General features: G+C 41.9%; 12 protein-coding genes and 1 other annotated feature. Of the genes, 2 read left to right on the top strand and 10 right to left on the bottom strand.

The features are described 5' to 3' along the window. Positions 1–45 precede the first annotated feature (45 nt). The 5 genes from M3Z76_RS03565 to recD2 form a co-directional block, all read right to left on the bottom strand. Positions 46–336 carry a DUF1292 domain-containing protein gene (locus tag M3Z76_RS03565; protein WP_293920948.1) on the bottom strand — a complete coding sequence of 97 codons (291 nt, stop codon included), beginning with the start codon at positions 334–336 and terminating at the stop codon, positions 46–48. Positions 337–654: 318 nt separating this feature from the next. After that, positions 655–1071 carry a Holliday junction resolvase RuvX gene (gene ruvX / locus M3Z76_RS03560; protein WP_293920950.1) on the bottom strand — a complete coding sequence of 139 codons (417 nt, stop codon included), beginning with the start codon at positions 1069–1071 and terminating at the stop codon, positions 655–657. Beyond that, the gene (locus M3Z76_RS03555; protein WP_107838770.1) at positions 1068–1340 is read right to left on the bottom strand and encodes an IreB family regulatory phosphoprotein; all 273 of its coding nucleotides are present in this window, start codon (positions 1338–1340) and stop codon (positions 1068–1070) included. Before M3Z76_RS03555 ends, ruvX begins: the two co-directional genes overlap by 4 nt. Positions 1341–1423: 83 nt before the next feature. After that, positions 1424–4084 carry an alanine--tRNA ligase gene (alaS, locus tag M3Z76_RS03550; protein WP_293920951.1) on the bottom strand — a complete coding sequence of 887 codons (2661 nt, stop codon included), beginning with the start codon at positions 4082–4084 and terminating at the stop codon, positions 1424–1426. Positions 4085–4173: 89 nt separating this feature from the next. Next, positions 4174–4384, bottom strand: a binding site (T-box leader). 38 nt (positions 4385–4422) lie between these two features. Next, positions 4423–6804 carry an SF1B family DNA helicase RecD2 gene (gene recD2 / locus M3Z76_RS03545; RefSeq protein WP_293921128.1) on the bottom strand — a complete coding sequence of 794 codons (2382 nt, stop codon included), beginning with the start codon at positions 6802–6804 and terminating at the stop codon, positions 4423–4425. A 164-nt stretch (positions 6805–6968) separates the two neighbouring features. On the opposite strand from recD2, the gene hisA reads away from it, so the two are divergent. Together hisA and M3Z76_RS03535 are read left to right on the top strand one after the other, a co-directional pair. Next, a complete protein-coding gene (gene hisA, locus M3Z76_RS03540) occupies positions 6969–7742 on the top strand; it encodes a phosphoribosylformimino-5-aminoimidazole carboxamide ribotide isomerase (protein ID WP_293920952.1) in 774 nt (257 codons plus the stop codon). Between the two features lie 5 nt (positions 7743–7747). Continuing rightward, positions 7748–8038, top strand: coding sequence for a hypothetical protein (locus tag M3Z76_RS03535; protein WP_293920953.1), 291 nt, complete (start codon positions 7748–7750; stop codon positions 8036–8038). A gap of 47 nt (positions 8039–8085) precedes the next feature. On the opposite strand, the gene M3Z76_RS03530 is transcribed toward M3Z76_RS03535, so the two are convergent. From M3Z76_RS03530 to cymR, 5 genes are read right to left on the bottom strand one after another with little or no spacing between them, the layout of a single operon-like run. Further along, the gene (locus tag M3Z76_RS03530; protein ID WP_293920954.1) at positions 8086–8613 is read right to left on the bottom strand and encodes a TraR/DksA C4-type zinc finger protein; all 528 of its coding nucleotides are present in this window, start codon (positions 8611–8613) and stop codon (positions 8086–8088) included. A gap of 52 nt (positions 8614–8665) precedes the next feature. Next, positions 8666–9325, bottom strand: a complete 660-nt coding sequence (locus M3Z76_RS03525; protein WP_293920955.1) for a tetratricopeptide repeat protein — start codon at positions 9323–9325, stop codon at positions 8666–8668. Positions 9326–9335: 10 nt separating this feature from the next. Further along, positions 9336–10457 carry a tRNA 2-thiouridine(34) synthase MnmA gene (mnmA, locus tag M3Z76_RS03520; protein WP_293921130.1) on the bottom strand — a complete coding sequence of 374 codons (1122 nt, stop codon included), beginning with the start codon at positions 10455–10457 and terminating at the stop codon, positions 9336–9338. Positions 10458–10500: 43 nt separating this feature from the next. Further along, positions 10501–11646 (bottom strand): cysteine desulfurase family protein, encoded by a 1146-nt coding sequence (locus M3Z76_RS03515; RefSeq protein ID WP_293920956.1) that lies wholly within the window; start codon positions 11644–11646, stop codon positions 10501–10503. A 12-nt stretch (positions 11647–11658) separates the two neighbouring features. Next, the gene (gene cymR / locus M3Z76_RS03510) at positions 11659–12078 is read right to left on the bottom strand and encodes a cysteine metabolism transcriptional regulator CymR (RefSeq protein WP_293920957.1); all 420 of its coding nucleotides are present in this window, start codon (positions 12076–12078) and stop codon (positions 11659–11661) included. Positions 12079–12096 lie beyond the last annotated feature (18 nt).

Genomic DNA, 12096 nt, shown 5'->3' with positions numbered 1-12096 from the left:
AGGAAAGCAGAGTTGGCGTTGCTGCCTCCCCTGCCTTATTTATCCCTATTCTTCGCCGTCAAGCTCATCTTCTAATGCATTTAATACGTCTTCGATTAAATCCCATTCTGCTTCTGTTTCGATTGGCTCTAATTCGCCATCTTCACCGTTTTCAGAAGGTGTAAATGATGAAGCGAAAATTTCTACTTGCCCATCCTCATCCTCTTCTGCACCTACTAAAGCATATAAAACGTATGATTTACCGAATTCTTCTGAATCAAAAGTGTGTAATACCTCACAAAGTTGCTCGTTACCGCTCTCATCAATAATTGTAATATGGCGTTGTTCTTGTTCCACTCTGGTCACCTCTTCATGTTATTTAGGCATTGCCTATTCATTATACAAAATGAACGGGGCTGCCGAAAAGGAAAAGCCTTTTCAGTTACCCCATTTGTGTGTCAAAAATTAAGTAGCTGTCTCGAAATTAAGAAATATCCCAAACAATAGGAAATTCAATCTTCTCTCATTTATATTTTAAAAATGAAAGTAGCCGCTCAGATACTTAGTCAACTCTTCAAAGAACAGCTTCGCTTTTTTGAACGATGAATTCTTTTCTCTAAAAGCGAATCATCTTGTCTGCAAAGTGGTGCGTTAGACCACTTTTCAGGCAAGCCCTTAATTTTTACTATCTAAGTATCCTTGCAAAATCATCACAGCTGCCATTTTGTCAATGACTTGCTTACGCTTTTTACGACTGACATCCGCCTCGATTAACATGCGCTCCGCAGCCATTGTCGTTAATCGTTCGTCCCATAGTGTCACAGGCAGTCCAAACGTTTCCTCTAAGAGAGCTTTATATCGCTCACTCGCCTCACCGCGAGGACCAACAGTATTGTTCATGTTTTTCGGATAGCCAACAACAAACGCTGTTACAGCATATTCCTTTACAAGCTCCTTGATGCGCTCAATTCCAAATTGTTCTTGTGCCTCATCAATTTTCACTGTTTCAATCCCCTGTGCCGTCCAGCCAAGCGCGTCGCTAATTGCGACGCCGACCGTTTTCGTGCCGACGTCTAATCCCATAATTCTCATTTTGTCGCCTCGTTATTCTTTCGAATGTAAAATTTCACGAGCTCCTCTAAAATTTCGTCTCGCTCAAGTTTACGGATTAAATTTCGCGCGTCCTGGTGGCGAGGGATGTATGCCGGATCACCAGATAACAAATAACCAACGATTTGATTCGTTGGATTATAGCCCTTTTCCTCTAATGATGCGTATACTGTTAACATCACTTGCTTTACTTCTTGTTCCATTGATTCTTCTGGAAAATTAAATTTCATTGTTTGATCAAACGAACTCAAGACCAGCACCTCGCTTTCAGAAAGTCGGAGATGAAACTTCCTCATCTCCGCTTTTCCTTATTATACTTGATTATTAATATAAGTTAAATGCCTTTTACATAATCATACACAGAATTTAGCGCTTGTTCAAGTTTTGTGCCGTCTTTCGCGCCAGCCATCGCCATATCTGGACGACCGCCACCTTTACCGCCACAAGCTTCTGCAACCATTTTAACAATATTTCCAGCATGGTAGCTTCCACCAACTAAATCTTTTGTTACACCTGCGCAAAGCATCACTTTATCACCATCAACAGCACCTAACACGATGACTGCATTGACCATTTTCTCTTTTAAATCATCCATCATTTGACGCAGCTGATTGTTGTCTTTCGCATCAACCTTTGTTGCTAACACTGTCACATCACCAATTTTTTGTGCCGCATCTAAAATTGCACCCGCTTGTGCATTAGCGATTTTTTGTGATAATGATTCGTTTTCGCGCTGCAATTCTTTGTAGTCTGCCTGTAAGCCTGTGATACGTGCTACTAAATCTTTCGGATTTGCTTTAAATTGTGCCGCAGCCTCTATTAAAATTGCTTCCTCTTCCTTCGCAGCTAAATATGCACCTTTACCTGTTACCGCTTCAATACGTCGCGTACCTGCACCAATACCGCCCTCAGATACAATTTTGAAGAAGCCAATTTCAGATGTGCGTGTCACATGAATACCACCACATAGCTCGATTGAATAATTACCTATAGAAACAACACGCACTACATCGCCATACTTCTCACCAAATAGTGCCATTGCGCCCATTGCCTTCGCTTCATCAATCGGCATTTCTGCAATAACAACTTCAATATCTTCCCAAATCTTTTCATTTACTGCACGCTCAATTTGTGCGAGCTCTTCCTTCGTTACTTGACCAAAATGAGAGAAATCGAAGCGTAAACGATCTGGTCCAACATATGAGCCTGCTTGGTTGACGTGGTCACCTAGAATATCTTTTAATGCACGTTGCATAATATGTGTTGCTGTATGGTTTTTTATAATTAGCTTGCGCTCTTCACGGTTAACTGTTGCTTTTACTGCATCGTTTACATGCAATTCGCCTGATTCAATAACCACTGTGTGTAATGGTTGACCATTTGGTGCTTTTTGCACATCTTTCACAAACGCTGTGAAGTTGTCGTTTGAAATATAGCCATGGTCAGCAATTTGACCACCCATTTCCGCATAAAACGGTGTTTCTGCAAGCAACACTAACGCTTCCTGCCCTTCTGAAGCAACCTCAGCCGTTTGCCCCTCGATAACAAGTGCTGTCACCTTTGTTTCAGCCGTTAATGTGTCAAAGCCTACGAAGGTGCTAGGCTCCTTTAAGTTCGCTAACACTTCGCTTTGCACTTGCATTGAATCAACATCTTGACGAGCTGCACGTGCGCGCTCACGTTGCTCCTCCATTGCCACTTCAAAGCCTTCGTGGTCAACTGTCATGCCTACCTCTTCCGCATATTCCTCTGTTAATTCAATTGGGAAACCGTACGTATCATATAGACGGAATGCATCAGCACCTGGAATAAATGTTTCGCCTGCTGCTTTTTGCGCTGCAACAACTTCATTGAAAATCGATAAACCGCCATCCAACGTTTCATGGAAGCGCACTTCTTCATTTTTAATCACACGCTGGATAAACTCTTGTTTCTCTGTTACTTCTGGGTAGAAATCTTGCATAATTGCTCCAACTGTTGGTACTAGCTCAAACATAAACGGCTTTTCAATGCCGATTTGCTTCGCATAGCGTACAGCACGACGTAATAAGCGGCGCAATACATAGCCACGCCCTTCGTTTGATGGTAATGCGCCATCTCCAATCGCAAATGCCACTGTACGAATATGGTCTGCAATCACTTTAAATGGTGTATTAACATCTTCCTGTGAGCCGAAAATTTCTGCTAAATCTACTTCAGTTGGACGTTTATAACGACGGTTCGCAAATTCCTCGATTTTTTCAATAATTGGCATAAATAAGTCCGTATCAAAGTTTGTTGGCACATTTTGCACAACTGAAACGATACGCTCTAAGCCCATTCCTGTATCAATGTTTTGCTTTGGCAGCGGCGTATACGTATGGTCTGGATTATGGTTAAACTGTGAAAATACAAGGTTCCAAATTTCTAAATAGCGCTCATTTTCACCACCTGGGTACATTTCCTCCTCTGGTGTATTAACACCGTATGCCTCTCCACGGTCATAGAAAATTTCCGAGTTTGGACCAGATGGACCTTCACCGATATCCCAGAAATTGCCCTCTAAACGAATAATACGCTCCTCTGGAATGCCAATTTCATTCAACCAAACATTGTATGCTTCCTCGTCCTCTGGGTGCACTGTAATGGATAGTAGCTCTGGGTCAAAGCCCATCCATTTTTTATCCGTTAAAAACTCCCATGCATAATGAATCGCTTCTTTTTTAAAGTAATCGCCAATAGAGAAGTTGCCTAGCATTTCGAAAAATGTATGATGACGCGCTGTTTTCCCTACATTTTCAATATCATTTGTACGTATTGATTTTTGCGCGTTTGTAATGCGCGGATTTTCTGGAATAATACGGCCATCAAAATATGGCTTTAATGTTGCCACACCTGAGTTAATCCACAATAAAGTAGGGTCATTAATTGGAACAAGTGGTGCAGATGGCTCATGATGATGCCCTTTTTCCTTGAAAAACTCTAAGTACAGTCGTCGAATATCAGTTGCTTTCATAAATAAAATTCCTCCTATGATGTAAAAAATATTGATGGAAATCGTCTAGCTTTACCTTCCCAAAACAAATAAAAAAAGCCTTCATCCCAAAAAGGGACGAAGACATTGTCTCGCGGTACCACCCTAATTTATAAATTGCCTATGACAACTTATATCTCAAGTGCTTGTAACGTAAGCAAACGGCAAGGATTAGTTGCACTCTGGAGTAGCTGTTCAGCATTAATTTATGGAGATTTTTGCAGCCGAGAAATCTCTTTCTAAACATTTATTAAAGCCTACTTGTTCCATCATCGTTTTCGTTTATTATGCCTAAATTATATGCAATTGTTTTTAGGCTGTCAATCTTTAAAATCAAATGGCGACACGCCTTCCATGCCAATCAATGGATGAATATACGGAGCTGTTTCCACATTTAAAACAGATGGCATTGATGTTGCACCCTCTCGTTTCATTTCTGTTACTTCAGTTATTTCTTCTTCATCCATCGGGTTTAAGCGTGCTGTTAAGCTTGTGAAGCGCTGCAAATCATCGGTTTTCATTAAGCCTTGTGCAAGTACATCTGGCTCACCGCACAAAATTAAAAAGCTTTTCGCACGTGTAATGCCTGTGTACAGCAAGTTGCGACGTAGCATTTTTGAATAGCCGCGCACAATCGGCATAATTACCGTTTGAAACTCCGAGCCTTGCGATTTATGAATGGAGCAGCAATAGGCTAGCGTTATTTGGTTCAAATCACCACGCTGATACGTCACTTCAATACCGTCATAGGATACAACGAGTAAGTCTTGCTTTTCCACCGTTTCCTTTGCACGAATAATTGCCACAACCTCGCCCATATCGCCATTAAAAACATTGCTGTCAGGCTGATTCACAAGCTGAAGCACTTTATCACCAATGCGATAAACGGTATCACCAAAGGCAAGCTCCTTACGTGTACCATCATTTGGATTGACGAGCTCTTGAATTTGTTTATTTAATGCGTCAATGCCTGCGGGTCCTTTATACATCGGTGCAAGCACTTGAATATCGCGTATCGCCTGCCCTTTCGTTGTCGCACTTTTAACAATTTGTGTCACGACGTTAGCAATTTGCTCTGTCGATGCTTGAATAAAGGAGCGGTCAGCTGTTTTTTGTGTCAATGTAGGCGGCACTGTACCACGCTTAATTTGATGGGCAACCTCAATAATTGTCGAGCCTTCTGCTTGTCTATAAACGTCTGTCAACTCCACTGTTGGCACTTGCTTTGATGCAAGCAAATCCTTCAACACTTGCCCTGGTCCAACAGGTGGCAGCTGGTCTTGATCACCTACGAAAATCACCTGTACATCCTTTGCTAAGCTTTTTAATAGCTGATGCGCGAGCCATGTATCCACCATCGACATTTCATCAATAATGACAAGCCGACCTGTTATTTCACGCTCTGTTTCTTCCTCTTTTTCCTGCCCTGTAAAGCCTAGTAAACGGTGGATTGTCATTGCAGGCAAGCCCGTTGATTCCGCTAATCGCTTCGCTGCACGTCCTGTCGGTGCAGCTAATATAATCGGAAATGGCTCTTCTTTTTTGGCATATGTTTTCGGATCAAGTGACAAACCATGTAGCTCTGCATATACTTCCACAAGCCCTTTGACAACCGTTGTTTTCCCTGTACCAGGGCCACCTGTTAAAATCATCACTGCATTTTGCAGCGCACATTCAATTGCTGCAACTTGAGATGGCGCATACTGCACCTCATAACGCTCCTCTAGCTCTCCAATTGCCTTTAAAATCTCATCCTTTGAAAAATGCGATTGCTTTTTGTTATTCTCGACAAGCTCTAAAATTTTGGACGCAATACCGACCTCACTAAAATAAAGTGAAGGTAAATACATGCGTGTTTCCTCACCACAAATTTTGTTTTCTTCACGCATTTCAATACAGGCCTGTGAAATCGCATCAAACGGGATTTCCACACGTTGACTTTGCTCTAGCATCGATTTTACTGTCGGTAATACCTGCTCCGCCTCTAAGTAAACATGCCCATCCGACAATGCTGCAACTGTTAAAACATGAAAAACAGCCGCCTTAATTCGGTCAGGGTGATTGCCTGTAATACCGAGCTTTGCACCTAAATCATCCGCACGTCCAAAGCCAATCCCTTCTACTTCTTCAATTAAACGATACGGATTTTCCTTTAATAAGGTAACCGTATCTTCACGATATGTTTGGTAAATTTTCATGCCGAGCTGAGGCCCGAAGCCCCATTCATTTAGTTGAATCATGACGCGCTCTAAGCCTAAATTTTGTTCAATCACTTCCACAATCATCTGCTTTTTTTCTTGCGATAATCGCGGAATCACATCAAGGGCATGCGGATCATCCATAATTTTTTTTAACGCATCAACACCAAGCTTTTCCACAATGGTTTCCGCTGTTTTGCGACCAATTCCTGTAAATAAATCGCTCGATAAATAATGAATGACCCCTTGCTCTGTCGCAGGCACTTCCTTTTCAAACGTATCGATTTGAAATTGCACACCATATTTTGGATGTGTCTTCATATTGCCGGTAAATCGATACAGCTCATCCTCTGTCAATGGTGGAAAATAGCCAACAACAATCATTTCCTTCTCTTCATAGGCTAAATTTGTTTCTTGAATTTTCACACGTATAATTGAATACATATTCGTTGCGTTATGAAAAATAGAAACAATTGGGCGCCCTAGTATAAAGCGCTTTTCCATCTCAAATAAATTTAAGTTTTCCAATACTTTGCGCCCCTCCCTTGCTAGTCAATCTTATACCATTATTTTAGCATATTTTATCGTTTCCTCCTATACGAGGTGTGCGTTTGCTTCTCTCAAATGGTATGATAGATATATATTTCTTTGGAAGGACTGTGATTGCGGTGGAATTTCGACCGTGCATTGATTTACACGATGGGAAAGTAAAACAAATTGTTGGCAGCACGCTTGGCTATGCTGACAAAGAAGTCGTTGAAAATTTTGTTTCAGCACATGATGCTGGCTATTTTGCCGGGCTATTCCAGCAAGACCGCTTAACAGGCGGTCATGTCATTATGCTCGGTAACGGCAATGAGGAAGCAGCACTACAAGCACTGCAAGCATATCCAAATGCACTACAAATTGGCGGTGGTATTAGCGCACAAAATGCAGCAAGTTTTATTGAGGCAGGTGCTTCCCACGTTATTGTTACTTCATTTATTTTCCATGACGGAAAGCTCGACATGGAGCGTTTAAATGCGCTCGTTGCTGCTGTTGGCAAGGAGCATCTTGTCATTGACTTAAGCTGTCGTCAGCGCGATGGCAAGTGGTTTGTCGTGACAGATAAATGGACGAAATTTAGCGATTTTGAAGTAAACGCCGCGTCCATTCAAATGATGGAAGGCTATTGTGACGAGCTCTTAATTCATGCGGTCGATGTGGAAGGAAAACGCAGCGGCATGCAGGAAGATTTAGTACGTCAGCTAGCTGAGTGGACAACGCTCCCAACAACCTATGCAGGTGGCGTACGTTCACTTGATGATTTACAAAAATTCGAAACAATTGCACAAGGCAAGCTACATATTACCATCGGCTCCGCCTTAGATATTTTCGGTGGTGACTTGGCATATACCGATGTTGTACGCTACTGTCAGAAAAAAACAAGGAAGGAAGTTTAGTTACTATGTATATTCGTTATCAAGATTTAATTTTTCCGTTTGTTGAGACAAACCTAGAACGCATCGTGGATGAGGGCTATTTCAAAATCAATTTACGAGACAAGCCACAAGAAGTACACGTCCATTTAAATAACGAGTTAATGTTGCTTGAATTTTCAAAATCTTTAAAGGCCACTTGCAGCTATTTGCGCGACTTTAAAAAGGAGCCATATATTATGGTTGCCATTGATTTAGAAGTGTTCGTCGATGAATTTAATAAGCGTTATAAATTGGATGCAGTAGTTAGTCAGCCATAAAAAATAGGGCTATAAGGACAGGTGTACCTTCCTTATAGCCTTTATGTTTATTCCATGTCCCCTTCAACCTGTGCTGGTAAATTCTCTATCTCGATATCATCAATATCGCCCATAACCTCTTTATCATAGGCGTCCCAATTTCCTTGCTCCAATGCTATTTCAAGAGCATTGACACCTTCCTCCACACGAAATGGATGTAGGACAGGGTCTCCTGTTATTTTTTCAACGACTTCGCTATCTTCGACACAAACATTTGTATACGGAATTGCACATAAGCGATCATATGGAATCGGCTGTTTACACTTAACGCACACCCCATATGTGCCCTCGTCCATTTGAGCAAGCGCCTTGTCAATTTGTTCAAGCTTGTCATAATTTTGCGTGTGCAGTGTTAAATCCTTGCTACGCTCGAATAGCTCTGTCCCTAAATCGGCAGGATGATTCGATAGCAGTGATAATTCATCGACAGAATCACGCAAACTCACTGGATCCTTAGCAGCAATTGTTTTTGACATATCCTCTTTTTCCATAATGAGCATTTTTCGCAATTTCATTAACTGTTTGTCTGTCAGCATAAAAAACCCGCCCTTTTTCATTAGTATGCTGAAAAAGGACGGATGCTATACGCTAGTTCATGCGCTGTGCGACCATATCATAAATGTATTTCGCTTGATCAAACTCAGGCTGCAATGTGAATGCTTGCTTTAAATGATAAAGTGCATCATCAGTACGCTCTGTTGATACCGCATAAAGCACACCTAAATTATAATGTGCATCTGCGTTGTTCCAATCTTCATCAATAACAAATTGCAGCTCACCTTGCGCCAGTTCAAACATCTCCAATGAGCAAAGCAAAATACCATATGATAGGCGAATTTGTAAATCCGTTGGGGCTAGCTCCGCCGCACGCTGCATATATGGCAATGCCAGCTTATACTGCTCCTCACGTTCAAACGATTTTGCTAGCATATAATAAGCATCTGCGCCTTCAATGCCATGCTCAATCGACTTTTGATAAAGCTTTGCCGCCTCAATATAGCGCTCCGCATTATAATATAAATTCGCTAAGCCATAATAAGCTGTCGCTGATTTTTCATCAACAGTAATCGCTTTTTGGAAAAAACGTTCCGCACGCTCCACGTCATTTAACACAGCTAATAAATTGCCGAAATTGACATAGCCTAATGCATCATTTGGCTCCGCTTCAATCGCCTGTGTAAAAAACTGTGCTGCTTCCTCGTATTTTTTTTCCTGAAAAGCTTGAATGCCTTGTTCATTAAAGGACATGCTCAATCTCCTACCCTACAAATGTTAATTTTTCGCTATTTTTAAATACTTCATCAATTGTACCGCCGCCTAAGCAAACCTCACCATCGTACAAGACAACTGCTTGCCCTGGTGTAATCGCGCGCACAGGCTCTGCAAATTCGATATAGGCTGTGCCGTCTTGGCGTAACTCTACCTTTACAGGTGAGTCTTCTTGACGATAGCGGAATTTCGCTGTGCAGTTAAACTGTTGTGGTAGCTCTTTATCAGTTGTGAAATTCATTTTCACCGCAGATAACGCCGTTGAATACAGGGCATCATGATGGAAGCCTTGTCCAACGTATAAGACATTGCGCTGCAAATCCTTCCCTAACACAAACCAAGGCTCACCATCGCCACCGATGCCTAAACCGTGACGTTGCCCTAATGTATAGTACATTAAGCCGTCATGCTGTCCCACTACTTGCCCATCAAACGTTTCCATTTTACCAGGCTGTGCAGGTAAGTATTGGCTTAAAAATTCTTTGAAATTGCGCTCGCCGATAAAGCAAATACCTGTAGAGTCTTTCTTTTTCGCTGTTGCAAGACCTGCTTCTTCTGCAATTTTACGCACTTCTGGCTTCGGCAAATGACCAATTGGGAACATGACATGCTTTAATTGCTCCTGTGATAGCTGGTTTAAGAAATACGTTTGATCTTTATTATTATCAACACCACGCAGCATCACCGTTTCTCCTTCACGCTGCTCTACGCGTGCATAATGACCTGTTGCTAAATAATCTGCCCCTAAGTTCATCGCATGCTCTAAAAATGCTTTAAACTTAATTTCTTTATTACACATCACATCTGGATTTGGTGTACGTCCCGCTTTATATTCTTCAAGAAAGTACGTAAACACTTTATCCCAATACTGCTTTTCAAAATTCACTGCGTAATACGGAATACCAATTTGGTTACATACAGCAATGACATCTTCATAATCCTCTGTCGCTGTACATACGCCGTTTTCATCCGTATCATCCCAGTTTTTCATAAAGATGCCGATAACATCGTAGCCTTGTTGCTTTAATAAATAAGCGGCAACAGAGGAGTCGACACCTCCTGACATACCGACTACTACACGTATTTCGGATGGTTTTCTTGTTTCTATCATCATAATCACCTTTTCAATCCTGTCGCGTAAAAGGCGCGAAGCATTAGTTTTTTGTTAAACGTTTGACAATATCCGCTGTACGTTTACCAGCCTCTCGAACAAGCTCCTCCGTTAAACCATGCCCAAAGCTAAAGCGAATGGAGCTGCGCAACACCGTAGAATCTTTACCGAACATCGCCACTAAGACGTGTGATGGGTCAATAGAGCCTGCTGTACAAGCAGAGCCGCTCGATACAAAGACACCTGCCATATCCAAATTCACTAAAAACGATTCGACATCTGTCCCTGGCAATGTCACGTTGAAAATATGTGGTAGCATATTTTCAGCATCACCATTCACTGTAAATTCAATATTCGCCGCCGTAAATTGTTCAACGAGTATCGCTTTATATTGTTCATAGGCTTGACGTGTTTGCTGCTGTGTTTCAGCGACAAGCTGTACTGCCTTCGCAAAGCCAACAGCCGCTGGGATGTTTTCCGTTCCAGCACGACGCTTTTTCTCCTGCGAGCCGCCATACAGTAGGCTGTCTACCTTTGCACCAGCTCTCATATAAAGCAACCCGATGCCTTTTGGGCCACCAATTTTATGGCTAGAGGCACTTAATAAATCGACTTGCAATTTTTCCACATCGATGTGCTCTAAGCCAAATGCTTGGACTGCATCGGTGTGGAATATGGCAGAGTGTCCCTTTAATAGCTTGCCGATTTCCTCGATTGGCTGCAATGTACCCACTTCATTATTGCCATACATTATCGTGACTAAAATTGTGTCATCTGTCAATGCATTTGCAACATCTTGGACAGCGACGCGCCCTTTTTCATCTACAGGCAAATAAGTAATATGGAATCCTTGTCGTTCTAACTTTTCGCACGCATGTAACACCGCATGATGCTCAATTTGTGTCGTAATAATATGTTTACCTTCATGCTGCCTTGCATTAGCGACACCGAAAATCGCCATATTATCCGCTTCTGTCCCACCGCTCGTTAAAACAATTTCAGTTGCTGCTGCACCTATCTGCTTCGCTAAAATCATACGCGCCTCATCCAAGACTTTACGTGCTTCACGTCCAGCAGCATGAATGCTCGATGCATTGCCATAAACAGTTGCCATCGCAGCTGTCATCTCAGTAATTACCTCTTTTAGCATCGGTGTCGTTGCAGCATGGTCAAGATAAATTGTTGTCATAGCATAAACTCCTTAAATATAAAACATATAGCCATCTGTAGGTGAAGACTCTGTGTATTTTGCTAAATCCTCTAAGCTCGTTGTATCCAATACATTTTTCACTGCATCACGAATGCGCATCCATAGCTCGCGCTGTGGTGCTTCCTCATCTTCAATCCCTTCAACAGGCTGAATTGGTCCTTCTAATACGCGAATTACATCAGCAGCTGAAATTTCTGCTGGTGGGCTTGCAAGCATATAGCCTCCATAGGCACCGCGTACACTTTTTACTAAGCCTGCGTTACGCAGTGGGGAAACTAATTGCTCTAAATAGGCTTCCGATAAATCTTTTTCTGCTGCAATTTGACGAAGTGGTATTGGTCCTTCACCATGATGCTTTGCTAATTCAATCATAATTGTTAAGCCATATCGGCCTTTTGTAGAAATTTTCATAAATTACACCTCTAATTT

The organism is Metasolibacillus sp. (genome assembly GCF_025291715.1).
GTDB classification, from domain to species: Bacteria; Bacillota; Bacilli; order Bacillales_A; family Planococcaceae; genus Metasolibacillus; species Metasolibacillus louembei.
This window is presented reverse-complemented; position numbering and strand designations above follow the sequence as displayed.

Coding starts and splice junctions, on each gene's coding strand:
- ruvX (WP_293920950.1), bottom strand. CDS start 1,071: ATGAGAATTATGGGATTAGACGTCGGCACGAAAACGGTCGGCGTCGCA.
- alaS (WP_293920951.1), bottom strand. CDS start 4,084: ATGAAAGCAACTGATATTCGACGACTGTACTTAGAGTTTTTCAAGGAA.
- recD2 (WP_293921128.1), bottom strand. CDS start 6,804: ATGGAAAAGCGCTTTATACTAGGGCGCCCAATTGTTTCTATTTTTCAT.
- M3Z76_RS03535 (WP_293920953.1), top strand. CDS start 7,748: ATGTATATTCGTTATCAAGATTTAATTTTTCCGTTTGTTGAGACAAAC.
- M3Z76_RS03530 (WP_293920954.1), bottom strand. CDS start 8,613: ATGCTGACAGACAAACAGTTAATGAAATTGCGAAAAATGCTCATTATG.
- M3Z76_RS03525 (WP_293920955.1), bottom strand. CDS start 9,325: ATGTCCTTTAATGAACAAGGCATTCAAGCTTTTCAGGAAAAAAAATAC.
- mnmA (WP_293921130.1), bottom strand. CDS start 10,457: ATGATAGAAACAAGAAAACCATCCGAAATACGTGTAGTAGTCGGTATG.
- M3Z76_RS03515 (WP_293920956.1), bottom strand. CDS start 11,646: ATGACAACAATTTATCTTGACCATGCTGCAACGACACCGATGCTAAAA.
- cymR (WP_293920957.1), bottom strand. CDS start 12,078: ATGAAAATTTCTACAAAAGGCCGATATGGCTTAACAATTATGATTGAA.